The sequence below is a fragment of the Mesorhizobium sp. CA10 genome, assembly GCF_020165285.1.
Lineage (GTDB): Bacteria > Pseudomonadota > Alphaproteobacteria > Rhizobiales > Rhizobiaceae > Mesorhizobium.
Genome location: NZ_JAIUHV010000003.1, coordinates 611,063 through 638,049, shown reverse-complemented (window position 1 = coordinate 638,049; position 26,987 = coordinate 611,063). Strand labels below are relative to the sequence as shown.

Below are 26,987 nucleotides of genomic sequence, written 5' to 3'. Positions count from 1 at the left end.
CCGATGATTTGTTCATCAGAAAATCTCGATCGCTTCATTGCCGGTCTCCTCATCGGAGGAACAGGCTAACCTCAAACCCGGTGAAGCGCGCCAGTCCCTCATGCGCCTGCTGCGATAGTGGCTGAGCTTGCACGCGGAGACGTGCCTGCGAGCTCGTCGTCGGCCAAGTGATAAACGCCAGGCGTTCACTGAATTGAACTCGAACGACTGCCGAAATTATCTCTTGCAGGATCTCTCGACGGTGCTCCAGCGGCATACCACACAGATTGCACCCGTTGAGATGGCTCTAGGCCGGTATTGACTGAGCCGGCGAATACTGAAACCGTTTGAGTAAGGCGTAGAGCAGCCTATCGGGAAAAAGAGTACGGAAGAGGAGTAGGACTCTTTGCACAAAGATTGCACACGACACTATATTAACACAGCGAAATCACTAAATAATCAGTCCAATCCATCATTGGTGCTATGGCGAGCGTCGTCTGCATAAGCCTATTCAATGCTGTTTGCCCCTGTCATAATCAAATCTGTCAGCGCAATATACCGCATTCTCTTTTATTTTCAGATACTTCGATGGCAGGGACATAAGTCCCATTTCGAGAGGGACCATTTTCCCCATTCATATAGTTATTAAAAAATCAATAGTCCAGTTTTAATTTTCCACAAATAAGAGTAAACATTAGCTGCTCATAATATGAGCAGTGGAGGCGTGCAGGCAGTCATGCCTGTTGGGGAGGGGCGGTCAGTATGCCCTCATCATTGATCTTCGGCGCCCGCCGTGGGCGGATTGCCGATGCGCACAGGACGCATCCCCCCAGCAATGTCTGACGGGGCAAGGAGCGGAGGATCAGCGGCGGCTCCTCCGAACCCCCTCTACCCCTCCTGAGAGTCAATTCACCACTCCAGTTTTCTTTAACGATGGCGCGTAGCGCTGGCCTGGCCAGCGGATGCGCGTCCGTGCGGCCGGTTGCCAGCGTTGGGGCTGAAATCGCACCTGCCGCATTTGAACCAGGGAGAATTTCCAATGGCACTCGACATCACAGCTCAAGACATCATCCTCGACGAGACCACCGGCCTGCAGGATGACGACATCAACCCGGCCCTTCCGCCGCACAGCACCAACGACACGCTTACCTATCTCTTGGGCCTCGACGGTCCGGGAGGGCTGGCCTCACCCGAGGTCGCCTTCCAGAGCGACTTCGTGATCGCCACGGCAAATGCGGGCGAGACCATCACCTCGGTTATTCTCACGCAGAATGCCTCCGGAACTCCGTTTTCGACCACCGTCGGCGTGAACAGCGGCATCCGGACGGTCGATGGCAATTATGTCTGGCTGTTCCAGGATCAAACTCACCCAAACGTTGTGATCGGCGTCATTGGGACTTCCGACGCGAACGCTTCGCCTGCCGCAAGCGGACCGCTCGCCTTCTCATTCGCGTTGATGAGCACCGCCACCACCGGTCATTTCGACCTGTACACGGTCCAATATGTGCCGTTGTTCAATCCGATTGCGTCCGATCCCGACGACCGCATCGATCTGACCGACAAAGTGTTCGCGTCGGTCGCGGGGACCGGCGTAGTCGGTTTCTCGGGCCAGAATGCCGCTCCCGGCAACCACGATTTCTACGTGATCAATTCGCCGGATGACGCTTCCAAGCAGATTCTGGTGACAGGGTTCTTGGGGACCACCAACGCCACCGCCAACGTGAGTACACAGGGCTTCGGCGTCAACAACCAGAGCATAAACCCGTCTGAAACGCTGCAGGTCGATTTCGTGACCGGCGGCAACCTCGCCGCGGGCACTGCTTCCCAAATCCAGTACGGCAGCCATCTCGAAAATATCACACAGGCGGGATTCACCATCAACCAGATCACGCCATCCAATCCGAATTTGCGGGTGGACATCAAGATCAGCGCTTTCAACGTTGATAACAATGAGCAGGGCTTGAACTTCTATGACGGCAGCCCGACCCACGCCGCGCCCATCACCAGCCTCTCATTGACCGGACAATCAGGGTACGCCTCCGCCATCACGGCCAATGGCACTTACCCCACGGGTAGCGGCAACGTTACCGTTAGCGGGATGGGCACTGGGGTCGTCACCATCACCGGGCTCGACAACATCACCACCGTCAACATCACCACCAGCAGCCCGATGGATCGTCTGACGGTTTCGGGGGTCGATGCGAATGAAGGATGCGACATCACCGAGTTCCATTTCAAGACGACGACAACCAACGCCTACACCGAACAGGTTGGCTCGTTCATCAACTTCGACGACGATGGGCCGGCGCTTTCGATCACCGCCGCGCCGGTGGTTGGCGCCGCCGAGGTGGTCGAGGCGAGCGGGGTTGCCGGTCAGAGCCAGGCGGCGATCACGCCGCCGACCTTTAACGCGAGCGCGGTCGATGGTTATACCACGAATGTGACCTACGCGCTGGCCCTGGCGGGCGGAACGGCGACCGGGCTGCTGACCACGGTCGGCAACCATGCGATCACGCTGGTGGCCGACTCGGCCACCCAGATCTCGGGCATGTACGACAGCAACGGCGACACCACGCTCGATGCGACGGCGTTTACGGTGACGCTGTCCGGCACGACGGTGACGCTGACCTCGCTGGTTGCCCTTGAGCACTCGAACGCGCCGCAAGGCGTGGGCGAGGACAACACCCTCGACCTCAACGGCCTGATCAACGTGACGGCGACAGTGACAGTGACCGACGGCGACCAGGACGTGGTCTCGCAGCAAAGCTCGAGCTCGGGCCTATCGCTGACCTTCGACGACACCGATCCGGCGCTTTCGATCACGGCCGCGCCAGTGATTGCCGCCGCGGCGGTAGGCGAGGCGAGCGGGGCCGGCGGACAGACCCAGGCGACAATCACACCTCCGACCTTCAACGCGAGCGCCGTCGACGGCTACACCACGGCTGTGACCTACGTCCTGGCCTTGGCCGGCGGACCGGCAACCGGGCTGCTGACGACGGAAGGCAACCATCCGATCACCTTGGTGGCAGACTCGGGCACCCAGATCTCGGGCATGTATGACAGTGACGGCAACAGCACGCTGGATGCAACAGCATTCACCGTGACGCTGTCCGGCACGACGGTGACGCTGACGTCACTGGTTGCCCTCGAGCACTCGAACGCGCCGCAGGGTGTGGGCGAAGACAACACCCTTGACCTCAACGGTCTGATCAACGTTGTTGCGACTGTCACGGTGACGGACGGCGACAACGATACCGTGACTCAGCAAAGCTCGACCTCGGGCGGCCTGTCACTGACCTTCAACGACACCGATCCGATTATAACGGCACCTTTCGACGCCGATCCTGTCGCCGGCGGTATCCAGACTCCGGAGCAGCTCGGCAACACCGTTGGAGCAACCGCCAGCGGGACCTTTGGATACGACATGACGGACAAGCACACGGCCGCGGAGTATACGGCGGGTGCTAGCGACTTCGCCGACCAGGACAGCGTGCTTCCCGGCATCCAGCTCAGCCTTGGTGGCAACCTCACAGGTCTTGTCCCCAACACGCAGACGCCGTTCATCAGCTCGTCCGCGACGCTCCAGTCGGAAGACGTCACCCAGGCAACGTTCAGCTGGCAAATCTCGTACGACAGCGACCCGAATACGGCTGGCGACCAAACGGCCACGGCGGGCGGTACCCTAGTCTTCAACAAGACTGCTGACACCTACACCATCACCTTGAACGACGCGGTGGAGGGCTTCACCAAAGACATCCTGCACACCAGTGAGCTTCTATCCAAGGAGCCCACGAGCAATGTCGGCCACCCGAACATTGTGGTGGAGAAGCTCTTCGAGGCGGACAGCACTCCCGAAATGACCGACCGGGACTTCTTCGTGCAGTTCACGGCGAACTCGGTCACTAACACCATTAAGTTCGGTCTTAACTCCACCGGCGACAGCGACAACGCGACACCCACCGACACCGCGTGGAACCCTGGCGATCTGGTCACCAACAACCACGAGGACTGGGTGTCTGCCACCCAGAGCACGAACGGGGTCGCTGGCGACACCATCCAGAAAGGCGAATTGCTGACGCTGCGGTTCTTCGACACCAGCCCTGGCATCGGCACCGAGATCGTCACCCCCAGCCAGACGGCGGCCGACATGGCCATCAAGTTCGACGGGATCGGCACCAGTGAGGACCTGATGGTCATCCTTCAGCTCGTCAGCAGCACGGACAGTAGCGTGCATACCACGAAGGCGATCTACATCGAGAACGCCGACATCTACAAAATGGGGCAGGTGCCTACCGCATACGCAGCCGACTTCCCACTCGATAATAACGACGGCCTCATCATCATCGAGAGGAACGACTACAATGGTGTCGGCGAGAACTGGGTGATCCAGGGTGCCCAGATCATGCAGTCCGGCAACGGAATCACCGGCGACGGCACGGCGATCGACCTGAACCGAGCCACTGGCTCAGGTGGCGGCAGCTCTCAAACCACATTGGTGAACTGGGACCCGACCGACAACGACGTCTTGAAGATCGTGGACCTCGGCTTCACCTCGACGCAGACCACGACACCGGACGCGCACCTCGACTTTGGCGTCCAGATCGCGGACGCGGATGGCGACACGACAGCGGTGCAGCACATTCTGGTCGACATCGCCTGACGCCCGCCTTACGGGGGCAGCCGATGCTGCCCCCGTAACGACATCGGTCCAGACGCCAATTCAACGCCGGGGCCGGGCACTGACAAAAGGCATCGAAGCGGGGGGTCCGTGATGCAGCCAAGACCGCAATTCCAGGAAGTGATGCATCTGGCCCGCCATCAGGTGCCCGCCCTCCTTCTCTTCAGCCTGCTTACCAATCTCCTCCTGCTCGCCAGCACCGTCTACATGCTGCAGATCTATGACAGGGTGCTGTCGAGCGGGTCGATCGACACGCTGCTATGGCTCACCCTTGCCGTCATCGCCGCCATCGCCGTCTATGGCCTGCTGGAACACGCCCGCCGGATGATGCTCGGGCATATCAGCCAGTGGCTGGACGACCAGCTCAGCGTTCCGGTGATCGAACGCGCCATGGAGGCGCGCCTGGCCGGCAGCAACCTCGAAACCGGCCTGAAGGACGTGGGCGATCTGCGCGGCTTCATTGCCGGCGATGGCATACTGACTTTCCTCGACGCGCCATGGACGCCGGTCTTCCTGGCATTCATGTGGTTTCTGCATCCGGCATTGGGTGTAGTCGGCCTTGCCGGCGCCGTGCTCCTGTTCTGCGCCGCGCTCGCCAACGATTTCCTCACCCGCCGCAAAGGCCAGAATGCGGCAGCGGGGCTTCGCCGCAGCCAGGCCGCCGTCGGTCAATTTGTCGACGGCGCCGAGACATTGCGCTCGCTCGGCATGTCCGAGCCGGCGCTGCGGCGGTGGGAGCAAAACCAGCAATCGCTGATCGACATCCAGACCCGGATTTTACAGCGCACCACCATCATCGGCAGCCTGTCGCGTTCGCTGCGTCTCGCCCTTCAGGTGGCCGTGCTGGGGCTCGGCGCCTATCTCGTCCTGCGTCGCGAGCTGACACCCGGCTCGATGATCGCGGCTTCCATCCTGCTCAGCCGCGCGCTGGCGCCGATAGAGCGCTCGATAGGCGCCTGGCGCAGTCTGGTCAGCGCGCGGACCGCGCGCCGCAACCTGATGAAGCTTTTCGCCGAGACCAGGTCGATGCAAACAGCCGGCGTCAGCCTGCCCCGCCCGCAAGGCCGGCTGAAGCTCGAAAACCTGCATTATTGTGCGCCAGGGACGTCGCAGGCGCTGCTGAACGCGATAGGCTTCGGCGTCGAACCCGGCCAGACCTGCGGCGTGATTGGCCCGTCCGGCTCGGGCAAGACCACGCTCTGCCGTCTCATTGTCGGCACGCTGCGGCCCTCGCTCGGCCACGTCCGGCTGGATGGCGCGGAGGTCTGGAACTGGCCTGCGGAGGAACTCGGTCAGCATATCGGCTATCTGCCGCAGCAGGTCGAGCTGTTCCCTGGAACGATCGCCGAGAACATCGCCCGCCTGCGTGACGTCGACAGCGAAGCGGTCATAGCCGCGGCTCAACTCGCCGGCATCCACGAAATGATCCTGCGGCTGCCGAGCGGCTATCGCACCGAAGTCGGACCGCATGGGGCCCGGATATCGCGCGGCCAGCGCCAGCGCATCGCGCTGGCCCGGGCGCTATTCGGTGACCCGCCGCTGATCGTCCTCGATGAGCCGAACACCGGCCTCGACGGCGAAGGCGAAGTGGCGCTGTTCAACGTGCTCCAGCAGCTCAAGGAGCGGGGCCGCACGGTGGTCGTCATCAGCCATCAGACCAATCTTCTGCGCACTGCCGACCATATCGCCCTCATCCGCGACGGATCCCTTTCGATGTTCGGCACGCGCGACGAGGTGCTCGGCGCGCTGGCAGGCCAGCCCAGGCACATCCCGGTGCCGGCGGCCATACGGGACAAGATCGCCGCCAATGCGCCAGCAAACCTGAAGGCAGGGGAGTGAGCCATGGGCGGTGATCGAATTGGCGACTTCTCGACGATACTGGACAGGCTGATGGATAGCCTGGGCGCGTTGGCGGACAGGCTGTCCATTTCCGCAGGCGATCTGGTCGCCGCGGCATCGATTTGGTTCCGCGGCCTGAACCAGCCGACGCGCATCACAATGATTGCGGCCGCCGGCGTGCTCGTCCTGCTGCTGGTTTCAGGCTTGGTCCGGCGGCGGTCACCTGCCCTCCGCGCCAGCGGCCGCGACCTGAACCAACGGACGCGGCCAGCGCGCATGCTGGGCTATGTGTCGGTGATCGTCTTCGTGGGCGGCACCGCCGCGTGGTCAAGCGTCGCCCTTCTGGCAAGCGCCGTCGTCGCCAACGGCGTTGTCAGCCCCGAGGGCTATCGCAAGACCGTCCAGCATCTGGAGGGCGGCATCATCGGCGCGATCCACGTAAAGGAAGGCGACAAGGTGAGCGCCGGCCAGGTGTTGATCAGCCTGAAGACCATCGACGCCCAGGGTCGCTACGACGAGTTGCAAGGCCATTATATCCGACTGCTGGCGACCGAAGCGCGCCTGGTCGCGGAGCTTGCCGGGCAGGACCGGATCACCTTCCCCAAGGAGCTGACATCGATCGATAGCGAGACGGCGCGAAAGGTGGTCGCCGAGGAACAGGCGCTGCTCGACAGCCGCCTGGCGACCCGTGCGGGGCGCACGCAAATCCTCAACAAGCGCATCGCGCAAATCCAGGAGCAAAGTACAGGATCGAGGGAGGTGATTGCCGCCGAGGCCGAGCAGCTCAGGCTGATCGACCAGGAAATCGCCTCAGCGCAGGAAATGTACAAACAGGGACTGGAACGGCTGCCGCGGATACTGGCGCTGCAGCGGTCCCAGGCCGAGATCCGCGCCAATCAGGCGTCGAACCGCGCGCAAGTCGCACACAACGACCAGCAGATCGGCGAGACCGAGTTCCAACTCCTCAACCTGCGCCAACAGGACAGCGAGAGCGCCAATGAGGATCTCGCAAAAGTGCGAGGGGACCTGGCTGAACTGCGCAGCCAATTACCTTCGCGCCAGGATGTGCTGGCCAGGACCGACATTGTCGCGCCAATCGCCGGAACGGTGATGAACCTGCGCATAACGACCGAATCGGGCGTGATCGCAAGCGGCCAGGCGCTGCTTGATATCGTTCCCAACGAGCCCAATCTGGTCATCGATTCACGCATCAAACCGGCGGATATCGACGTGGTACATCCTGACATGCCGGCTCGCGTGGTGTTGTCGGCCTATCCGAGCCGGCATCTGCCGCAAATCCATGGCCTGCTCACATCGGTGTCGGCCGACCGGCTGACGGACGAAAAGACCGGCGAGCCTTATTTCCTCGCCAAGGTCAAGGTCGACACCGCCGATCTCGCAGAGCTGCATGACGTGCACTTGTCTCCCGGCATGCCGGCGGAGGTCATGATCCTGACGGGAGAGCACACTTTGCTCGACTATATGCTGGCCCCGGTGCAGGCTTCGCTCACACGCTCTTTCAAGGAAAACTGAGCCGACGACAGCACAGCGACGTCGACCATAAGCCGACGCCTCATCGTCGCATCTGTCAGCGCAGCCGCGGGGGCGTGACGGCGCTAGCGCCTCAGGGCGTGGACATTGTCCATCGATGCGCCGCCCAGCGGCAGCGCCATGTCGTCGTCGAGCAGCCGGGTGATGCGGGCAAAGCCGACAAAGGCTTTGCGCGCTTCCTCGGCCGACATCTTGCCCGACAGTGCCGCCGCACAGCAATTCAGGGCGCATTGATAAACCGGGCCGCGCCGTCCCGTTGGCCACTTCCGCAGGAACACCATCGCCTCGGAGACGCTATCGACTTCCTCCACAGGGTATCCCTGCCCACGCGCAATTCGCACTGGGGTAAAGAAATGCAAGCGATCCATAATTATCCTCCCGGTCGACCGCAGCGCAGTCGAACCGCAATAAACGCACGTCCCGCGAATCGGTTCCAAACAAATTTGGTTGCCGATGGAAAAAGTTCGAAACGCGGGCCCGCGCCTGACATGCGCGAAAATCAGTTGGCGACTCAGCCAATGCAGGCCTGGAGCCGTCGGATAACGGCGATTCTCATTGAATATCTTTAAGGCGAAAGCCGGCAAATGGGTTGCTTGCCGGTTACCCTGCGTCAGGCTTAACCTTCGCGGTCACCGCGTGAGGGCGCGTTTTGCAAAAAGGGGAACACTTGCAATGACCATCCAAGGCGCATCGCCTGACCTCTACAATGAGGATCTGGCTCCCGCAACGGTCAGGAACTGGGGACCGTTTTCGATCTTCAACGTCTGGACCTCTGACGTCCATAGCCTCTGGGGCTACTACCTGGCGGCAAGCCTGTTTCTGTTCTGCGGCGGCTTCGTCAACTTCATCATCGCCATCGGCATCGGCTCGCTGATCATCTATGCGCTGATGAATATGGTCGGCTATGCCGGCGTGAAGACCGGCGTGCCCTACCCCGTGCTTGCCCGCGCCTCCTTCGGCATCTGGGGCGCCAACGTCCCGGCGCTGGTGCGGGCGATCGTCGCCTGCTTCTGGTACGGCGCCCAGACGGCCGCGGCGTCGGGCGCGATCGTGGCGCTGCTGACGCGCCTGCAATGGTTCGACGAGTTCAACAAGAGCTCGCACCTTCTGGGACACTCGACGCTGGAGGTGATCTGCTTCGTCATCATCTGGGCGCTGCAGTTGCTGATCATCCAGAAGGGCATGGAAACCGTCCGTCGCTTCCAGGATTGGGCCGGCCCGGCCGTGTGGATCATGATGCTGATCCTGGCCATCTATCTTTGCGTGAAGTCCGGCACTTTCGCCTTCACCAGCGACATCCCGATGGATGTGCTGCTGGACAAGACCAAGGACGCCGGCGTTCCGGGCGAGCCGGGATCCTGGACCGCGCTGTTCGCGGTGGCGGCGATCTGGGTGACCTATTTCTCGGCTCTCTACCTCAACTTCTGCGATTTCGCCCGCTACGCGCCGGACAATGCGGCCCTGCGCAAGGGCAACATCTGGGGCCTGCCGGTCAACCTCATCCTGTTCTCGCTGGTCGCCGGCGTCACCACGATCGCCGCCTATGACGTCTACCATGAGGTGCTGCTCCATCCCGACCAGATCTCGGCCAAGTTCGACAGCTGGTTCCTGGCGGCGCTTGCCGCGCTGACCTTCGCGGTGGCGACGCTGGGCATCAACGTCGTGGCGAACTTCGTCTCGCCGGCGTTCGATTTCTCCAACGTCTTCCCGCGCCAGATCGACTTCAAGAAGGGCGGCTACATCGCGGCCCTGATCGCGCTGGTGCTCTATCCCTTCGCGCCATGGGAAGGCAGTGCGGCTTCCTTCGTCAACGTCATCGGCGCGACGATGGGACCGATCTTCGGCGTGATGATGGTCGACTACTACCTGATCCGCAAAAGCGAAGTCGACGTCGAAGCACTCTATCGCGAAGACGGCGAGTTCCGTTTCCAGAGCGGGTGGCATGTCAACGCCTTCATCGCTGCCGGCATCGGCGCCATCTTCTCCTCGATCCTGCCCAACTTCACCAACTGGCTGCCGTCCTGGTGGGGCGTCTATGGTTGGTTCTTTGGCGTGGCGATCGCCGGCGCCGTCTACTACGTGCTGCGCACCATGGCGCTTGGCGCCGGGGCAAGGACCGCCAAGGCCTGAAACAAGGCAGTAGGCAGTAGGGCTTAGGCAATAGAGAATGCCACTCTACTGCCTACTGCCTACTGCCTACTGCCTACTGCCTACTGCCTACTGCCTACTGCCTACTGCCTACTGCCTACTGCCTACCAACTCCGCCAGACGGCGCACCGTGTTCCAGTTGCGCGACGTGCCGATGCCGAGGCGCTTGTGATTGGCGGCGGCAAGCAGCCGCGAGCTCGGCCGCTCGCGCGAGAAGACAAGCCAGATATCGCCGTCGACCAGGAATACTTTTTCGTCGGCGGCGGCATAGGCCTGGAGTGCCTCGACGGTGTCCGCCGGCAGCGGCTCGCGCATCACACGCACCGCAACCTGATCGGCCGTGTCCGCTGATTCGCCCGGAAACGGATTGGCGGCGGCAAGCTTCAGCCAGTCCTCGGCACGGCGCACGATGATGTCGACATGCCGGCCGAAGCTTTTCTCGAACGCCTTTTCCAGCCGGCCCTCGAGCTTTGAAAGCTCGCCTGTGCGCGCCTCGAACACCAGATTGCCTGTCGCAACCAGCGTGCGGACGTTTTTCAGCCCGAGGCTTTCCGCCATGGCCTTCAGGTCGGACATGACCACCCGCCGCCCCTCGCCCAGGATGATGCTGTAGAGCAGCGCGACGTAGGTCTGCACGGCCTGTTCGCTGTCGGTTCAGACGAGCCGCGACTGATCCACCGCTGCCGAGATAAAGCTCGCGAACAGCGGATGCGGGTCGAGCGGGCGGCTCTTCAGTTCGGGGTGATACTGCACGCCGATGAACCATGGGTGGTCAGGATATTCGACCGTCTCCGGCAGCACGCCGTCGGGCGACATGCCGGCAAACACCAGGCCGCAATCCTCGAGCCGCTGCTTGTAGTCGATGTTGACTTCGTAGCGATGTCGGTGGCGCTCGGAAATTTGCGTGTCGCCGTAGATATCCGCTATCTTCGAGCCCTTGGCGAGCTCGGCCTGATAGGCGCCAAGCCGCATCGTGCCGCCGAGATCGCCTGCGGCCCTGCGCTTCTCAAGCATATTGCCCTTCAGCCACTCGGTCATCAGACCGACGACGGGCTCGTCGGTGGGGCCGAACTCGGTCGACGACGCATGGTCGACACCCGCCAGAGAGCGGGCCGCCTCGATGCAGGCCATCTGCATGCCAAAGCAGATGCCGAAGTAAGGCACCTTGCGCTCGCGGGCGAACTTTGCCGCCAGGATCTTGCCTTCCGAACCGCGCTCGCCGAAGCCGCCGGGAACGAGGATGCCATGCACCTTCTCCAGCCACGGCGCCGGGTCTTCCTTCTCGAAGATCTCGCTTTCGATCCAGTCGAGCTTGACCTTGACGCGATTGGCGAGGCCGCCATGCGACAGCGCCTCAATCAGCGATTTATAGGCATCCTTGAGGCCGGTGTATTTGCCGACGATGGCGATCGTCACCTCGCCTTCCGGATTGTGGATGTGGTTGGAAAGCTTCTGCCACGGCTCCATGCGGGGCTTCGGCGCCGGGTCGATACCGAAGGCCGCCAGCACTTCCGAATCGAGGCCCTCCTGGTGATAGGCCAAAGGCACGTCATAGATATGCGGCACGTCCAGCGCCTGGATGACGGCGCTTTCGCGCACGTTGCAGAACAGCGAAAGTTTCCGGCGCTCCTCCTTCGGGATCGGCCGGTCGGCGCGCACCAAAAGGATGTCAGGCGCGATGCCGATGCCGCGCAGTTCCTTGACCGAATGCTGCGTCGGCTTGGTCTTCAGTTCGCCGGCCGTCGGGATGTAAGGCATCAGGGTCAGATGCACATAGACGGCGTTGTTGCGCGGCAGGTCGTTGCCGAGCTGTCGGATCGCTTCCAGGAACGGCATCGCCTCGATGTCGCCAACCGTGCCGCCGATCTCGCAAAGCACGAAGTCATAGTCGTCATTGCCGTCCAGCACGAAGTGCTTGATCTCGTCGGTGACGTGCGGGATCACCTGCACGGTCGCGCCGAGATAATCGCCGCGCCGCTCGCGCTCGATGATGTTCTTGTAGATGCGGCCGGTGGTGATGTTGTCCTGCTGGTTCGCCGAGCGCCCGGTGAATCGCTCGTAATGGCCGAGATCGAGGTCGGTCTCGGCGCCGTCATCGGTCACGAACACTTCGCCGTGTTGATACGGCGACATCGTCCCGGGATCGACATTGAGATAAGGATCGAGCTTTTTGATCCGCGCGCGATAGCCTCGCGCTTGCAGAAGAGCCCCAAGAGCTGCTGCGGCGATGCCTTTTCCGAGTGAGGAAACCACGCCGCCTGTGATGAATACATATCGCGCCATGGGAGTCATCGCTTAACGCGGCCTGATTGATTCCGCCAGAGAAAAAACCGCCGCGAAGGCTTTTTCCCAAAATGGCACCTAGGCCCGCACGGGCTTGGATTCAGTCAAAACAAAAGGGCCGGCGATGCCGGCCCTTTCGGCAGTTTGACGGAAAGCCTTAGATAATAACAACCTTCGTGCCGATCTTGACGCGGCTGTAGAGGTCCATGACGTGCTCGTTGATCATGCGGAAGCAGCCATTGGAGGCGCTGGTTCCGATCGACTGCGGCGCGATTGTGCCGTGGATGCGCAGATGCGTGTCCTTCTTGCCGTCATAGAGATAGATGGCGCGCGCGCCGAGCGGGTTCTCGCCGCCGCCGGGCATGCCGTCCTTGTATTGGCCGTAATGCTTCGGCTCGCGCTTCTGCATGTCGAGCGTCGGTATCCAGCGCGGCCATTCCTGCTTGTCGCCGACGGCTACCGTGCCCTTGAACTGCAGGCCTTCGCGGCCGACCGCGATGGCATAGCGGCGTGCCGTGGAAAACGACTCGACGAGGTAGAGGCGGCGCGCGCTGGTGTCGATGACGATGGTGCCCGGCTCATAACCGGTGAACGTGACGTCCTGCGGCACGAATTCCGGCTTCACCTTGAACGGCCGCTTGGCGGCCTTCTTGGCCAGCGCCGAATCAAGCGCACGGGTCTCGGGCAGGTAACTGATCGAGCTCACCGACGAGCCGCCGAAGAGGCCGGCAAACAGCCCGCCGCTGCTCGTCTGCTTCTGGCCGGGCTGCTCACTGCGCAACTCGCCATTGTTGCCGGTAGCGGTGATGTTCATGACCTCAGCCGGGATAGGCTCCTCGGCTTTGACCGGCATGATCTGCGCCACCGGGTCCAGCGGCGCGATGATCTTGGTGGTCTTCTTGGCCGGTTTGGCGTCGGCGACCTCAGCCGTCGCGGCAGTGCCCTTCTTGGCGAGCCATTCCTGGCGCGCCGCGTCAGCCTTGGCCTTGGCGGCCTCGCGCATGGCCATCTTGCGAGCTTCGAGCGCCTTATCGTTTGCCGCTTGCTTGTCGGCAGCGATCTTGGCCTCGAGCTTGCCGATCTGCGCGAGATCGTCCGAGGTCGGATTTTTCTTCTTCTTGAGAAGCCTCAGCTGCGATGCGTCGCTCTTGGCGGCGGCAACGGGAATGGCATCGGTTTTCTCTACCGACGGGGAGGAGACCATAGTTGCCGGTCCGGCAAGGGCCGCGGAACCCATGCCGAGGACGGCACAGACTCCCAAAATGATGAAGCTGCGAAGCTGCATGGCGAAGATCCGATCGTTCAATGCGTGTTGCCCACGGCGTCGCCCGGCGCCCCCCAAGGACGCCAAAAGTGCCGCGCGCAATCTATAATCGATTAGCTGTCATCGCCTCAAGCTGAGGCAGGCGCCACGCCCGGTTGAATCTTCGTGATCGGGCGCGCATTTGCCGCGACTGTGTTCAAAGAACAACAGATCGCGGCAGTGCTTGTCCGGCTACTGGTTCGGAACCTGAGGGGTGACCGGCAAGGTGACGCCGTTGGTCGCCGGCGCGGTGGCCGGATTCGCGGGCGCCGGAGCAGGCGTTGTGGCCGGAGCCGGCGCTGTGGCGCCGTTGGCAAGCGGCGTGGTGCTCGTCGCACCGCCAGCCGGAGCCGCGGGAGCAGAGCCGCCGGCCGGGGCTGCTGGCTGCGAGCTGCCCACCGGTCCGTTCGATCCCGGCAGCTGGTTGAGCACGCCGTTGCCCTGGCTGGACGTTGCCGGGCGGTCGAGGATGTCGATCGGCTTTTCGCCATAGCGGGCAAGGATCGACAGCGCCAGCGACGTCACGAAGAAGGCTGCCGCCAGGATCGCGGTGGCGCGCGTCAACGCGTTGGCGGCGCCACGAGCGGTCATGAAACCGGAACCGCCGCCGATGCCCAGGCCGCCGCCTTCGGAGCGCTGCAGCAGCACCACGCCGACGAGGGCGAGCACGACCATGAGGTGGACGACGATCAGTACGGTTTCCATAATTTATCCTGGCGAGGCCTTGCGCGAGCGCGCATACGACCGATGATTTGGAGGCGGCTCCTTACAATGCTTTGGCGGCATTTCCAAGCCCGTGGCCGGGAATATGGGAACCAATGCGGCCATTACAACGATTTAGCCGCGTGAGCCTGGGAGACGGCTAGGGTGTGTTGAGATTCAGGTCAGGCCGAGCCGAGAACGGCGGTTTCCGAGAACCAGAGCGGAGCGTACTAAAGTACGTGAGCACCGGAAGCGCAGGAAACCATCGTTCGCAGGCCGGCATCACCTGAAAATCAACGCAGGCTAAGCCATGTTCATATAAGCTTCCGCTATGGCCAGGAAGTCGGCTGCCTTCAGGCTGGCGCCGCCGACCAGCGCGCCGTCGACATTGTCGACGCCGAGCAGTTCCACCGCGTTGGAGGGCTTGACCGAGCCGCCGTAAAGAATGCGGGTCCTGGCCGCGGCATCGCCGAGCAGCGCAGTCAGCTTGCCCCGGATATGCGCATGCGCCTCGGCGACATCGGCGGCGGTCGGCGTCAGGCCGGTGCCGATCGCCCAGACCGGCTCGTAGGCGATGATGGTGTTGGCGGCGGTGGCGCTCGCCGGCACGGAACCGTCAAGCTGGCGCGACAGGACATCAAGCGTGGCGCCCGCCTCCCGCTCGGCGCGCGTCTCGCCGATGCAGATGATGGCCACCAGCCCTGCCCGCCAGGCCGCCGACGCCTTGGCATGGACTATTGCATCGTCGTCGCCGAACAGCTCGCGGCGCTCGGAATGACCGACAATGACGTGGCTTGCGCCGGCATCCTTGAGCATCTCGGCCGAAATCTCGCCCGTGAAGGCGCCGCTCTCCTTGGGATGGCAATCCTCTCCACCGGCACGCACCGGCGTGCGCGACAGGATCTCGGCGGCGCGCTGCAGCAAGGTCGCCGGCACGCACACCAGCGCTTCGGTCTCCGCGTCGAGCCCGCTCATGAACCCGTTGCCTATCGACCGCAGCTCGTTGAGCGAGGCGCTGGTGCCGTTCATTTTCCAGTTGCCGGCGACAAGCGGGCGGATTCCAGGGGTCATGGGGCGCGTTCTCCGAGCGACATTAAGCAGCGCCCTCACTACCAAAAACAGGTCACAAAGCAATCGACAGTGGACCGGAAGGGCGCTATTGCGCTTGTTTCAGACTCGGCGCACGCGAAAATGCGCAAAAATCGGAAGTATGCATGCTTGGTATATTGAGAAGCGCGGCAGGCACCTGGGTCGCGAAGGCGTTGCTGTCCTTGCTGGTGGTGAGTTTCCTCGCCTGGGGCGCGACCACGCGCATGGTGGGTGGCGTGCTGGGCGGCCATCACGCGGTGATCACGGCCGGCGGCACGGAGGTCTCGATCAACGAGTACCGCCTCGCTTACGACCGTCAGCTCAGCCTTCTGTCGCAGCAATATGGCCAGCGCGTCACCCATGAACAGGCCAAGCTGCTCGGTGTCGACAATCAGGTGCTGGCGCAGCTCGTTTCGGGCGCAGTGCTCGACGAACAGGCGCGCAAGCTGGGGCTCGGCCTCTCCAAGGATCGGCTGGCCGAACTGACGCGCGAGGATCCGGCCTTCAAAGGCCCCGGCGGCCAGTTCGATCGCCGCACCTTCGAGTATCTGCTGCGCCAGCTCGGCATGCGGCCCGAGGACTATCTCAGAAACCGCTCGCAGGTGGCCGTGCGCCAGCAGATCGTCGAGGCGATCTCCGACGGCCTCAAGGTTCCGCAGACTTTCCTGAAGGCGGTTTCGCTCTATCGCGGCGAGGATCGCACGATCGACTATGTCGTGCTGCCCAAGACGCTGGTGCAGCCGATCGAGGCGCCGTCCGACAGCGCCCTCAAAACCTATTTCGACGCCAACAAGAAGAACTATGCCGCGCCGGAATACCGCAAGTTCTCCTATGTCCGGCTGGAGCCGCAGGACATCATGGATCCGTCCGCGGTGACAGACCAGCAGATCAGCGAGGACTACAACAAGAACATCGCGCGCTACACGACGCCCGAGATGCGCACCATCGAGCAGCTGGTGTTCAAGACTCCGGATGCGGCCAAGGCCGCGTTGGATTCGCTGAAGGCTGGCGCTACCTTCGACAAGCTCGTCACCGCCGAAGGCAAGACGCAGGCCGACACGCTGCTCGGCACGCTGGCCAAGGACAAGATCGCCGACAAGGCGGTGGCCGATGCCGCCTTCTCGCTCAATGCCAACGAGGTGAGCCAGGTCGTCCAGGGCGCCTTCGGTCCCGTGCTGTTGCGCGTCACCGAGATCAAGCCGCAGGTGGTGAAGCCGCTTTCGGAAGTGTCCGGCCAGATCCGCAAGGACCTGGCGCTCGGCGAAGCAAGCCGCATCCTGCTCGATGTGCACGACAGCTACGAGGACACCCGCGCCTCGGGCGCCTCGCTGGCGCAGGCCGCCGAGAAGCTGAAGCTCAAGGTCGTCACCATCGATGCCATCGACCGTACCGGCCAGCGGCCGGACGGCACGATCGTCAACGACCTGCCGGAATCGGCCGAGCTGATCAAGTCGGTGTTCGCGGCGGAGCCCAATACCGAGAACGAAGGCCTGACGACTGCCGGCAACGGTTTCGTCTTCTACGAAGTGCAGTCGGTCACGCCGGCGCGCGACCGCACGCTGGATGAAGTCCGCAAGAAGGTCGTCGCCGACTGGACGGAGGCCGAGACCGACAAGCGGCTCGACGCCAAGGCTCAGGAGCTGGAGAAGCGCCTCAAGGCAGGCACCGCGCTCGACGTCATCGCCGGCGAGCTCAAGCTCGAGAAGCAGACCAAGCGCGGCCTGAAGCGCGAAGCCGACGATGCCGATTTCGGCAAGGAAGGCGCCGCGGCCATGTTCGGCGTCGGTGAAGGCGGTACCGGTTTGATCCCCTCGCCCACCGGCGACGGCCAGATCCTGTTCAAGGTCGCCGAGGTCTTCGAGCCGGCAGGCGCCGATGGCAGCGCGGTACCGGACGATGCGCAGAAATCCTTCGGCGCCGGCATGTCCGACGATCTGCTCGACCAGCTGGTGGCGCAGTTGCAGTCGCAATATGACGTTCGCATCGATCCGAACGCGGTTTCGCAAGCACAGACACGATGAGCGCGCTGAAGACACACATAGCCAAGGTTGCCACCGGCACCGCGCTTTCCTTCGAGGAAGCCCGCGAGGCATTCGACATCATCATGTCGGGAGATGCGACGCCCGGCCAGATCGGCGGCTTCCTGATGGCGCTGCGCGTGCGCGGCGAGACCGTGAGCGAGATTTCCGGCGCGGTCGCCACGATGCGCGCCAAGATGCTGCGCGTCGAGGCGCCGCAAGGCGCCATCGACATCGTCGGCACCGGCGGCGACAATTCGCATTCGGTCAACATCTCGACCGCTTCGGCCTTCGTCATTGCCGCGGCCGGCGTGCCGGTCGCCAAGCATGGCAATCGCGGCCTGTCCTCGCTGACCGGCTCCGCCGATGTGCTGACGGCGCTGGGCGTTAGAATAGATATCCCGCCGGAGACGATCGGACGCTGCATCCATGAGGCCGGCGTCGGCTTCATGTTCGCGCCGGCGCATCATCCGGCGATGAAGCATGTCGGGCCGACCCGCGTCGAGCTCGGCACGCGCACCATCTTCAACCTGCTCGGACCGCTGTCGAACCCTGCCGGCGTCAGCCGCCAGATGGTCGGCGTCTTCCTGCCGGAGTGGATCATGCCCGTGGCCGAGACGCTCAAGGCGCTGGGCGCCGATCACGCCTGGGTCGTCCATGGCGACGGCTATGACGAGATCACCACGACGGGCGAGACCCAGGTGGCTGAGCTTGCCGGCGGCGAAATCCGCAGCTTCACCCTGACGCCGGAAGCCGTTGGCCTGAAGCGGCACACAAAAGAAGAGCTGCGCGGCGGCGACGCGGCCTACAACGCCAAGGAATTGCGCGATATGCTTGGCGGAGCCGCCGGCGCCTATCGCGATACGGTGCTGATGAATGCCGGCGCAGGGCTGGTTGTGGCCGGCAAGGTGACGATGCTGGCCGACGGCATCGCGGCGGCGGCGCAAGCGATCGACAGCGGCCGCGCGCTTGCGGTGCTCGACAAGCTCATCGAGATTTCGAACGGATAGACCTTTGTCCGATATCCTGCGCAAGATCGAAGCCTACAAGCGTGAAGAGATCGCCGCGGCGAAGCTCGCCGTGTCGTTCGCCGAGATCAAGACGAAGGCCGGGGACGCCGAGCCGCCGCGCGGCTTCCTTGCCGCGCTGGAAGCCAAGCGCCGAGACGGCGGTTTTGCGCTGATCGCCGAGATCAAGAAGGCCAGCCCTTCCAGGGGCCTGATCCGCGCCGATTTCGATCCGCCGTCATTGGCACAGGCCTACCAGCAAGGTGGCGCCGCCTGCCTTTCGGTGCTTACGGACGCCCCGTCTTTCCAGGGCGCTCCCGAATTCCTGACAGCCGCTCGGGCAGCGGTGCGCCTGCCGGCTCTGCGCAAGGATTTCCTGTTCGATCCCTACCAGGTCTACGAAGCACGCGCCTGGGGCGCCGACGCGATCCTGATCATCATGGCGAGCGTCGACGACGCGCTTGCCAGGGACCTTGAAGCGACCGCCTTCGAGCTCGGCATGGACGCTCTGGTCGAGGTGCACGACGAAAACGAAATGCAACGCGCGCTTCGCCTTTCGTCGCGGCTGATCGGCATCAACAACCGCGATCTCAGAACCTTTGAAACCAGCCTCGACGTCTCGGAGCGGCTGGCGGCCATGGTGCCGGCGGATCGGCTGCTGGTCAGTGAAAGCGGCATCTTCACGCATCAGGATTGCCGCCGGCTGGAGAAGAGCAAGATCGGCACCTTCCTGGTCGGCGAGAGCCTGATGCGGCAGGCCGACGTGGCCGCCGCCACGCAACTGCTGCTCACCGGCAAGGCGCGTGCCGAGGCCGTTTGAGGATGGCCTCCCTTACTCATCTTGGCGCTAAAGGCGAAGCCAATATGGTCGACGTCGGCGACAAGGCCGAGACGACGCGCACGGCAGTCGCTGAAGGGTTTGTCTCCATGCAGCCGGAAACGCTGGAGATGATCCTGGCCGGCGACGCCAAGAAAGGCGACGTATTGGGGACTGCCCGTATCGCCGGCATCATGGCCGCAAAGAAGACGCACGAACTGATCCCGCTCTGCCATCCGCTGCTTCTGACCAAAGTTGCCGTCGAGATCGAGCCGGACCATTCCTTGCCAGGTCTCAAGGTCACCGCGCTCGCCCGCGTCACCGGCAAGACGGGCGTGGAGATGGAGGCGCTGACCGCCGCTTCAGTCGCCTGCCTCACCATCTACGACATGGCCAAGGCAGCGGACCGCGGGATGGTGATTTCCGGCGTCCGGCTGGTCGAGAAGACCGGCGGCAAATCAGGCGACTACAAGGCAGGTTCATAATGGCCTTGCTCCCGGTCACCGAGGCGCTCGAACGCCTGCTCGACGGCGTGACGGCTCTGCCGGGCGAGCGCGTTCCGCTGGCTGACGCGGCGGGTCGCGTGCTGGCCGAGCCGGTGGTCGCGCTGCGCACGCAGCCACCTTTCGATGCCTCCGCGATGGACGGCTATGCCGCGCGTTTCTCCGATGTCGCCTCGGCCCCGGCGCTACTCGAGGTCATCGGCATGGCGCCTGCCGGGCGCGGTTTCTCCGGAACCGTCGAGGAAGGCCAGGCGGTGCGCATCTTCACCGGAGCGCCGTTGCCGGAGGGCGCCGACACGGTCGTCATCCAGGAAAACGTCCGCGATCTCGGCAATGGCAGGATCGAAGTGACGGAGCCGACCACGGAAGGACGCAATGTGCGTCGCCGCGGGCTCGACTTCGGCCAGGGCGACGTGCTGCTCGAAAAGGGCCGCGTGCTCGATGCAGCGGCCCTTTCGCTGGCGGCCTCGGCCAACCACCCAGCCCTGAACGTCGTGCGCCGGCCGCTGGTGGCGATCATCGCCACCGGCGACGAATTGCTGCCCCCGGGCAGCGCGCTCGGCCCCGACCAGATCATTTCGTCGAATGCCTACGGCGTTGGAGCCGCCGCCCAGTCGGTCGGCGCGCTCGCGCTCGATCTCGGCATCGCCGCCGACCGCCAGGAGGCGATTGCCGCGCTGATCCGGAAAGCGGTCGAGGCGGACGCCGATGTCATCGTCACGCTCGGCGGCGCCTCGGTCGGCGACCACGACCTCGTCCATAGCGTGCTGACCGGCGAAGGCATGCAGCTCGATTTCTGGAAAATCGCCATGCGCCCCGGCAAACCACTGATGTTTGGCCGGCTTGGCCATATCCGCTGCATCGGCCTGCCCGGCAATCCGGTGGCAAGCATTGTCTGCTCGCAACTCTTCCTGAAACCGCTGCTTGCCCGGCTCGGTGGCCGCGATCACCATCAGGATATGCGAACGGCCCGGCTTGGCACCGCGATGCGGGCCAACGACCTTAGGCAGGACTATGTGCGCGCCGTCGTGCGCGAGGACGCCGGCACCTTGGTCGCGATACCTTTCGGAATCCAGGACTCCTCGATGCTGCGGATGCTCGCCGACGCCAACGGCCTGATCGTGCGCGAGCCCTTTGCGCCGGCGGCGGAAGCCGGCGCTGAATGCAGCGTGCTCATGCTGCGCTAGGCGTCGACGAAGTCGATCCTGATACGTCGACGAAGTCGATCGTAACCCTTATTCGTCCACCAGCGTACGGGTCAGGGGATGATCCGGGTCGGCGAGGCCATCGACAATGTTGAAATGATGTCGGTCCGGCTCGACCACTGAACGGGTGGAGGCGCCGAGCCCGGTCCAGATGTTGGCGAGCAACGCGCTCTGGCGCAGGAATTCCGCACGCTCGCCGCCGCCGGCCCAGCAGGTGATGCAGGCTCCCTGTCGAGGCCGCAACAATGCCGGGCTTTCGCTCCGCGCTTCCGGCTCGTCGATGTTCAGGGTCTCGTTCAGCGCTGTGAACATCAGCGGCCGAAGGTCGTGCAGGCCTGAAATCGAAACCACTTGGCGTATGCGCCGCGCCAAATCGGATGATAGCGGTGAGGCCGTGGTCACCATCCGGCTGGCGAGATGCCCGCCGGCCGAGTGCCCGGTCAGCATCAACGGACCATCAACCATGGACGCCGTCTTCTCGATCGCTGCAGCGACCTCGCCGACTATGCCGCTGATCCTGGTCTGCGGGCACAGCGTGTAGGAGGGCATGGCGACGGCAAAGCCGCGGCCGATCGCGCCTCCAGCCAGATGCGACCAGGAGCTCTTGTCCGACTCCATCCAATAACCGCCGTGGATGAACACAACGAGCCCCTTTGGCGCCGCAGACGGGAGAAAAAGGTCGAAGCGATTGCGCGGCGCTTCGCCGTAGACAACATCGAGCCGCGCCCTGCCCTCTGACAGCAGCCTTTCGCGGAATGCCCGCGCCGGCCCATCCCACGCCGCCGGCCAGCGGTCGCCGCCCGCGATATTTGCGCCATTTGCGTAGGCGTCGTCCCAGTCGGCAATGCGATGTCCCAGCAACGGTGCCTCCGCGATCAGGTCGTTTGTTCGGCATCGCCGATTCAAAGTCAGGTAACGGTCGCTTTGACGGCAAAGCGCGCGTCTTGCCAGATGCCAGTGCGCAGGATGTCCTGCAGCACCTCGACCGCATTCCAGACATCGCGGTAACCGACATAGAGCGGCGTGAAGCCGAAACGAATGGTGGATGGCGCGCGGAAATCGCCAATCACGCCGCGCTCGATCAAGGCGCGCATCACCTGGTAGCCATTTGGATGGGCGAACGATACCTGGCTGCCGCGTTCTGCGCCTGAGCGCGGGCTCTCCAGCTCAAGACCGAAGCCGCCGCATTTGGCTTCGACAAGCCGGATGAACAGGTCCGTCAGCGCGACGCTTTTTCCCCGCACGGCCCTGATGTCGACATCGTTCCACATATCCAGCGCGCCTTTCAGCGCGCGCATCGACAGCACCGGCTGCGTTCCGCACAGGAACCGCCGGATGCCCGTGCCCGCGGCGTAGCCCTGCTCGAACGCGAAAGGCCGGGCATGGCCCCACCAGCCGCTGAGCGGCTGGCGAATGTCGCGGTGGTGGCGGTTCGCGGCGTAGATGAAGGCTGGCGAGCCCGGCCCGCCATTGAGATACTTGTAGGTGCAGCCAATGGCGAAATCGGCATTAGAGCCGTCGAGATCCACCGGCAGCGCACCCGCCGTGTGGCAGAGGTCCCAGACGATCAGCGCGCCGGCTTCATGAGCCTTGCGGGTGAGCGCCGCCATGTCGCGCAGCCGGCCGGATTTGTAGTTGACGTGGTTGACCAGGATGACCGCGACGCGATCGTCGACCAGTTCCTCAATCGTCGGGGCATCGGCGCCTTCGAGCCGCAGCACCGTGCCGGGCCGCGTCGATGCGACGCCTTCCGCCATGTAGAGGTCGGTCGGAAAGCTGTCGCCCTCGGCAACGATCACCGAACGCTCGGGCCGCATTGTAAGTGCCGCATGCAGGACCTTGTAGATGTTGATCGAAGTCGTGTCGCAAACGACCGTCTGGCCGGGTTTCGCGCCGATCAGCCGTCCTAGCTGGTCACCCAGCTCGATGGGCATATCGAACCAGCCGGCGGTGTTCCAGGCGCGAATGAGATCCCGCGCCCATTCCTGCCTCGCGGCAGTCTCGATCTCGCTGAAGGCGTCGATCGAAGCAGCGCCCAGCGAATTGCCGTCGAGGTATATGACGTCTTCCGGCAAGACGAAGCGATCGCGCATGGCGCGCAGCGGATCCGCGGCATCCATCGCCTCGACTTCGGCGAGATCAGGAATTCCCCTCATTGTGCTGCCCCCTCCGTTTCGATCTGGCCAAGGGGGTTGTCTCACCACCCTCGGCGACAGGGCAAGAACCTTTGGTCCTATGTTAGCTGGTCCATAGACGGCGAAGACTGCGGATCGGAACTTCGCCAAGGTTGGCATTTTGGATTCGTTTCGTTCACGGTGCGGCGCGCTTACGGAACGAGCCGACGTGATCCCATCCGCCGCTTCGTGATCGTGTCGGCTCTTGTTTCAGCTTAACGAAGCTCCAAAATCGAGCGGAATCAATGCCGCTGTCCTACAAGGGCGGCCAAGGCATCACCGGATGCGACATTGTTTCGGCAGCGTTAACAAATTCACTAAACTTTAAACGGTTGCGGAACACAACTGGAACAGATAGTGTTTGTTCTGGGTTTGTTTTTCTGATTCTGGTTTCAGAACCCGTGGGGGCCGCCGATGCTGACGCGCAAACAACATGAACTCCTGATGTTCATCCATGAACGCCTGAAGGAGAGCGGGATTCCTCCATCATTCGATGAGATGAAGGAGGCGCTCGACCTTGCCTCCAAGTCCGGCATCCACCGGCTGATCACGGCGCTGGAAGAACGCGGCTTCATTCGCCGGCTGCCGAACCGGGCGCGCGCGCTGGAAGTGCTGCGCCTGCCCGACTCGATCGCGCCTGGCCTGAATGCCGCGAAGAAGTTTTCGCCGAGCATCATCCAAGGCGGCCAAGGCAATCTCAGTCGCCAGGTCAAGCCAACGACGCCATCGCGCACCCCGACGCCAAGCAATGACGACGAGGCCGCGGCGGCCGTATCCATTCCGGTGATGGGCCGCATCGCCGCCGGCGTGCCGATTGACGCCATCCAGCACCAGACGCATTCGATCTCGGTGCCGCCGGACATGATCATGGGCGGCGAGTATTACGCGTTGGAGGTCAAGGGCGACTCGATGATCGAGGCCGGCATCTTCGATGGCGACACCGTCATCATCCGCAATGCCAACACCGCAAGCCCGGGTGAGATCGTGGTGGCGCTGGTCGACGATGAGGAGGCGACGCTTAAGCGTTTCCGCCGCAAGGGTGCCTCGATCGCGCTCGAGGCCGCCAACCCAGCCTATGAGACCCGGATCTTCGGACCGGACCGGGTCAAGGTTCAAGGCAAGCTCGTGGGACTCATCCGCCGCTACTGAGCAGAACTGGCCGGCCTTCTTCGCCCGAACGACAGTCTATTGGGCCGGTGCGGCGGCTGGTTTTTCCGGCTGCTTATAGGGCGCCAGTCCCCTCGCCTCGCGCGTGTATTTTCGCTGCTCGTGCCAGGGTCGGTATGGTTCTACGACCGCGTGGCGGACGGTTGGCCGCGCGGTTGCCGATTGCGGATCGAAGAAAACGGCGGCGCTGCCGTCGCGCGCCAGCTGCCGCTTGGTGACGACGAGCACACGCGGATCGCGGCATGGGTTATAGGCCGTGGCGTCGTTGATGACGATGAGGTCGGCGAAACCGCAGGCCGGCCGGGCGGCGTCGCGGGTCTCGGCGAGCGCGACGATCGCGCCGGAAGGATGCCGGCCGATGCAGAGATCGCCGCTGCAATAGAAGGGCGAGCCGGGCGGCAGGTCGACGGGATCGGCAATGTCCAGCGTATCTTTGGCGAACCTTTCCGGCGGCACGATCTCCTCGGCTTTCAGCGCCCGTTTCCAGTTGTCGGTGGTGAACTCGTTGGAGCGTTCGCGATTGACGGCAAGCTCGCCGCCGCCGATCGGCATCGCCACCAGATGCGCATCCTCCGAGATAAGCACGTCCGGTGTGCGGACATGCGGAATGGCCAGCAGCGCAGCGAGCGCGAAAGGTACGGCGGCAAGCCTCAGCCAGGTGGTGGCCATCGTCGCGATGACCAGCGCGACCGTCGCCAGCAGCACCGACTGGATTGAGATCAGCCCCACGGCGTCGACCGGTGAGCGCTCGGAAATCCATGCCGAAATGGCGATCATCGCCGTCAGGCCTTTGCCCATGACAAAGAGGAACGGACCGTCGAAGCCGAAGGGCATGGCCAGCGCGCTCAGCACGGCGAACGGGATGACGATCAGTGAGACGATCGGCATGACCGCCAGATTGGCCAGCAGGCTGAGCGGCGACACCCGCTGGAAGTGCCAGATGGCAAACAACAATGTCGCGCTGCCCGCGATGAGCGACGTCACGGCGGCGCCACCCGCTCCAATCGCCAGTTTTCGCGATAGGAACCCGAGAAACGAACGCTTTGCCGGCGGCGCGGTCGTTTTGCCGGCGCGATAGTCGGCGAAGCCGGCATAGGCGCCGACCAGGGCGGCGGTGGCAGCGAAGGACATCTGGAAGCTCGGGCCGACCACTTCGTGCGGCGAGACCAGGATGACGGCGATGGCAGAGATCGCCAGGTTGCGCATGGTCAGCGCTGCGCGGTCGAAAAGCACGGCGACCAGCATCACGCCAAGCATGATGAAGCTTCGCTCGGCCGCCACCACGATGCCGGAGATCACGAGATAGGCGGCGATCGACGCCAGCGCGATGCCAGCGGCATATTTCTTCACCGGCCGGCGCGACGAGAAATCCGGAAACAGCGCGAAGGCGCCGCGTAGCAGGACCATGATCGTGCCGGCGACCAGCGCCATGTGCAGGCCGGAGATCGAAATGATGTGGTAGATGCCGGTCCGTCGCATCGACTCGTTGATGGCTTCCGGAATGCCGGCACGAACGCCGACGATCAGCGCCGCCGCGATCTCGCCCTCGGAACCGCCGATGCTGCTCCTGATGTGGTCGGCAATCCCCTCGCGAGCATTTTCTATGGCCGATGCCACGCGCGCGCCAAACGGCACTTCCGTTGCCGCAGTCGGGGTCGACGCGACAAGTTTCGGATCGCCCAGGAAAAAGCCGCTGGCGCCGATGCCGGCAAAATAGCTGTCGAACGAAAAGTCGTAGCTGTCCGGCCTGACCGGACCTGTCGGCGGCAGCAGCTTGGCATAGCCGGTCAGCATCGACCCGGCTGTCATGTCGGACGGGATCCTGCGCGCCGACAGCCTGATGCGGTCCGGCGCGTAGCGCAGCTTCGGACGCTCCGTGGATATCAGATCTATGGTGAGCCGGACACGGCCGTTGGCCATCGCCTCGGCAGTGACGAGGCGGCCCGTCAGCCGTGTCTGGATTTCGGAACCTAGCATCGGGGTCGCCATCCGCCAGGTCTCGACCTTGGCCGCGAGAAAGCCCAAGGCGCAGAAAAACGCCGCCATGAAGACAAGGTGCGTTCTGTGCCGGGAACGCGAGACCGCCGCGCAGACCGCCATCAGGGCGACCGCCGCGAGCGGCCTGTAGAGGTCCGGCTCGGCGCTCAGCGAGAAGTAACAGATCACGCCGGCTGCCAGGAACACCGGCACCAGCAGAAAGCCGACGCCACGGTCGAGCTCGGTGGCGGCGGCGACCGCAACGCTTCGGCGCAGAGCAGGAAGCGAAACGCGGCCAAGCTGTCTGCGGATCCGGCCGTCGTTGGCTGTCGGCGAGGCTGGCGGTAACGTGTCGCCGCCAGTCGGCAGAAGCCCGGTTGGCGGACGCGGCGCCGGAAGCGAAAGCGGCGTTCCCTCTTCGAGCACGGCATGAGCAAACATCAGGCGTTCGCTGACGCCTGCTGTCGTTCCCCCGCTCTCCTCCGCGCCCCGGCCACGTCCAGCCATCGGGTCTGCCCCTTGCGCCCCAGACCGCCTATGCTACATG

At 63.6% G+C, this 26,987-nt stretch carries 19 protein-coding genes; 10 read left to right on the top strand and 9 right to left on the bottom strand.

Features of this window, described 5'->3' with window-relative positions; translation table 11 throughout:
* The first annotated feature begins 1,018 nt into the window (after nucleotides 1-1,018).
* The 3 genes from LB535_RS10065 to LB535_RS10055 all read left to right on the top strand — a co-directional run bounded on the left by LB535_RS10065 (nucleotide 1,019) and on the right by LB535_RS10055 (nucleotide 8,029).
* A complete protein-coding gene (locus tag LB535_RS10065) occupies nucleotides 1,019-4,639 on the top strand; it encodes a DUF5801 repeats-in-toxin domain-containing protein (protein ID WP_224632047.1) in 3,621 nt (1,206 codons plus the stop codon).
* 111 nt (nucleotides 4,640-4,750) lie between these two features.
* A complete protein-coding gene (locus LB535_RS10060) occupies nucleotides 4,751-6,496 on the top strand; it encodes a type I secretion system permease/ATPase (RefSeq protein ID WP_224632046.1) in 1,746 nt (581 codons plus the stop codon).
* 3 nt (nucleotides 6,497-6,499) lie between these two features.
* Nucleotides 6,500-8,029, top strand: coding sequence for an HlyD family type I secretion periplasmic adaptor subunit (locus tag LB535_RS10055; RefSeq protein ID WP_224632045.1), 1,530 nt, complete (start codon nucleotides 6,500-6,502; stop codon nucleotides 8,027-8,029).
* Between the two features lie 83 nt (nucleotides 8,030-8,112).
* Here the strand turns inward: LB535_RS10055 and LB535_RS10050 are convergent, their stop codons facing one another.
* Nucleotides 8,113-8,415: a DUF982 domain-containing protein gene (locus tag LB535_RS10050; RefSeq protein ID WP_095765383.1), complete on the bottom strand. Its 303-nt coding sequence runs from the start codon at nucleotides 8,413-8,415 to the stop codon at nucleotides 8,113-8,115.
* Nucleotides 8,416-8,719: 304 nt separating this feature from the next.
* Between LB535_RS10050 and LB535_RS10045 the strand changes: the two genes are divergently transcribed.
* Entirely contained in the window at nucleotides 8,720-10,177 is a 1,458-nt protein-coding gene (locus LB535_RS10045) for an NCS1 family nucleobase:cation symporter-1 (RefSeq protein WP_095765382.1), read from the top strand.
* Between the two features lie 108 nt (nucleotides 10,178-10,285).
* Here the strand turns inward: LB535_RS10045 and LB535_RS10040 are convergent, their stop codons facing one another.
* The 5 genes from LB535_RS10040 to tpiA all read right to left on the bottom strand — a co-directional run bounded on the left by LB535_RS10040 (nucleotide 10,286) and on the right by tpiA (nucleotide 15,554).
* Complete coding sequence (locus tag LB535_RS10040; protein ID WP_224528668.1) at nucleotides 10,286-10,831, bottom strand: DUF1697 domain-containing protein; 546 nt, start codon at nucleotides 10,829-10,831, stop codon at nucleotides 10,286-10,288.
* Nucleotides 10,832-10,849: 18 nt separating this feature from the next.
* On the bottom strand, nucleotides 10,850-12,487 hold the full coding sequence (locus LB535_RS10035; protein ID WP_140542386.1) for a CTP synthase: 1,638 nt from the start codon (nucleotides 12,485-12,487) through the stop codon (nucleotides 10,850-10,852).
* Nucleotides 12,488-12,635: 148 nt separating this feature from the next.
* Nucleotides 12,636-13,763, bottom strand: a complete 1,128-nt coding sequence (locus LB535_RS10030; protein WP_224629272.1) for a L,D-transpeptidase — start codon at nucleotides 13,761-13,763, stop codon at nucleotides 12,636-12,638.
* Between the two features lie 210 nt (nucleotides 13,764-13,973).
* Nucleotides 13,974-14,486 carry a preprotein translocase subunit SecG gene (secG, locus tag LB535_RS10025; protein ID WP_224632044.1) on the bottom strand — a complete coding sequence of 171 codons (513 nt, stop codon included), beginning with the start codon at nucleotides 14,484-14,486 and terminating at the stop codon, nucleotides 13,974-13,976.
* Nucleotides 14,487-14,786: 300 nt separating this feature from the next.
* A complete protein-coding gene (gene tpiA / locus LB535_RS10020; RefSeq protein WP_224632043.1) occupies nucleotides 14,787-15,554 on the bottom strand; it encodes a triose-phosphate isomerase in 768 nt (255 codons plus the stop codon).
* A 143-nt stretch (nucleotides 15,555-15,697) separates the two neighbouring features.
* On the opposite strand from tpiA, the gene LB535_RS10015 reads away from it, so the two are divergent.
* The 5 genes from LB535_RS10015 to glp are packed head-to-tail and all read left to right on the top strand — an operon-like array spanning nucleotide 15,698 to nucleotide 21,104.
* The gene (locus tag LB535_RS10015; RefSeq protein ID WP_224632042.1) at nucleotides 15,698-17,593 is read left to right on the top strand and encodes a peptidylprolyl isomerase; all 1,896 of its coding nucleotides are present in this window, start codon (nucleotides 15,698-15,700) and stop codon (nucleotides 17,591-17,593) included.
* A complete protein-coding gene (gene trpD, locus LB535_RS10010; RefSeq protein WP_224632041.1) occupies nucleotides 17,590-18,600 on the top strand; it encodes an anthranilate phosphoribosyltransferase in 1,011 nt (336 codons plus the stop codon). The genes LB535_RS10015 and trpD overlap by 4 nt, the downstream gene beginning before the upstream one ends.
* 4 nt (nucleotides 18,601-18,604) lie before the next feature.
* Nucleotides 18,605-19,417 carry an indole-3-glycerol phosphate synthase TrpC gene (gene trpC / locus LB535_RS10005; protein ID WP_224528685.1) on the top strand — a complete coding sequence of 271 codons (813 nt, stop codon included), beginning with the start codon at nucleotides 18,605-18,607 and terminating at the stop codon, nucleotides 19,415-19,417.
* A gap of 2 nt (nucleotides 19,418-19,419) precedes the next feature.
* A complete protein-coding gene (moaC, locus tag LB535_RS10000) occupies nucleotides 19,420-19,899 on the top strand; it encodes a cyclic pyranopterin monophosphate synthase MoaC (protein ID WP_140696054.1) in 480 nt (159 codons plus the stop codon).
* A complete protein-coding gene (gene glp / locus LB535_RS09995; RefSeq protein ID WP_224632040.1) occupies nucleotides 19,899-21,104 on the top strand; it encodes a gephyrin-like molybdotransferase Glp in 1,206 nt (401 codons plus the stop codon). The genes moaC and glp overlap by 1 nt, the downstream gene beginning before the upstream one ends.
* A 48-nt stretch (nucleotides 21,105-21,152) precedes the next feature.
* Here glp and LB535_RS09990 read toward each other — a convergent pair whose 3' ends face one another.
* Both LB535_RS09990 and kynU read right to left on the bottom strand, forming a co-directional pair.
* Nucleotides 21,153-21,983, bottom strand: a complete 831-nt coding sequence (locus LB535_RS09990) for an alpha/beta hydrolase (protein WP_224632039.1) — start codon at nucleotides 21,981-21,983, stop codon at nucleotides 21,153-21,155.
* A gap of 47 nt (nucleotides 21,984-22,030) precedes the next feature.
* Nucleotides 22,031-23,278 carry a kynureninase gene (gene kynU / locus LB535_RS09985; protein WP_224632038.1) on the bottom strand — a complete coding sequence of 416 codons (1,248 nt, stop codon included), beginning with the start codon at nucleotides 23,276-23,278 and terminating at the stop codon, nucleotides 22,031-22,033.
* Between the two features lie 432 nt (nucleotides 23,279-23,710).
* Between kynU and lexA the strand changes: the two genes are divergently transcribed.
* Complete coding sequence (lexA, locus tag LB535_RS09980) at nucleotides 23,711-24,445, top strand: transcriptional repressor LexA (protein ID WP_224632037.1); 735 nt, start codon at nucleotides 23,711-23,713, stop codon at nucleotides 24,443-24,445.
* A gap of 36 nt (nucleotides 24,446-24,481) precedes the next feature.
* Here lexA and LB535_RS09975 read toward each other — a convergent pair whose 3' ends face one another.
* Nucleotides 24,482-26,947, bottom strand: coding sequence for a ComEC/Rec2 family competence protein (locus LB535_RS09975; RefSeq protein WP_224632036.1), 2,466 nt, complete (start codon nucleotides 26,945-26,947; stop codon nucleotides 24,482-24,484).
* Nucleotides 26,948-26,987 lie beyond the last annotated feature (40 nt).

Bases quoted from the DNA above. Each gene is read 5' to 3' on its own strand.
- LB535_RS10065 (WP_224632047.1), top strand. From the start codon at position 1,019: ATGGCACTCGACATCACAGCTCAAGACATCATCCTCGACGAGACCACC.
- LB535_RS10060 (WP_224632046.1), top strand. From the start codon at position 4,751: ATGCAGCCAAGACCGCAATTCCAGGAAGTGATGCATCTGGCCCGCCAT.
- LB535_RS10055 (WP_224632045.1), top strand. From the start codon at position 6,500: ATGGGCGGTGATCGAATTGGCGACTTCTCGACGATACTGGACAGGCTG.
- LB535_RS10050 (WP_095765383.1), bottom strand. From the start codon at position 8,415: ATGGATCGCTTGCATTTCTTTACCCCAGTGCGAATTGCGCGTGGGCAG.
- LB535_RS10045 (WP_095765382.1), top strand. From the start codon at position 8,720: ATGACCATCCAAGGCGCATCGCCTGACCTCTACAATGAGGATCTGGCT.
- LB535_RS10035 (WP_140542386.1), bottom strand. From the start codon at position 12,487: ATGACTCCCATGGCGCGATATGTATTCATCACAGGCGGCGTGGTTTCC.
- LB535_RS10030 (WP_224629272.1), bottom strand. From the start codon at position 13,763: ATGCAGCTTCGCAGCTTCATCATTTTGGGAGTCTGTGCCGTCCTCGGC.
- secG (WP_224632044.1), bottom strand. From the start codon at position 14,486: ATGGAAACCGTACTGATCGTCGTCCACCTCATGGTCGTGCTCGCCCTC.
- tpiA (WP_224632043.1), bottom strand. From the start codon at position 15,554: ATGACCCCTGGAATCCGCCCGCTTGTCGCCGGCAACTGGAAAATGAAC.
- LB535_RS10015 (WP_224632042.1), top strand. From the start codon at position 15,698: ATGCTTGGTATATTGAGAAGCGCGGCAGGCACCTGGGTCGCGAAGGCG.
- trpD (WP_224632041.1), top strand. From the start codon at position 17,590: ATGAGCGCGCTGAAGACACACATAGCCAAGGTTGCCACCGGCACCGCG.
- moaC (WP_140696054.1), top strand. From the start codon at position 19,420: ATGGCCTCCCTTACTCATCTTGGCGCTAAAGGCGAAGCCAATATGGTC.
- glp (WP_224632040.1), top strand. From the start codon at position 19,899: ATGGCCTTGCTCCCGGTCACCGAGGCGCTCGAACGCCTGCTCGACGGC.
- kynU (WP_224632038.1), bottom strand. From the start codon at position 23,278: ATGAGGGGAATTCCTGATCTCGCCGAAGTCGAGGCGATGGATGCCGCG.
- lexA (WP_224632037.1), top strand. From the start codon at position 23,711: ATGCTGACGCGCAAACAACATGAACTCCTGATGTTCATCCATGAACGC.
- LB535_RS09975 (WP_224632036.1), bottom strand. From the start codon at position 26,947: ATGGCTGGACGTGGCCGGGGCGCGGAGGAGAGCGGGGGAACGACAGCA.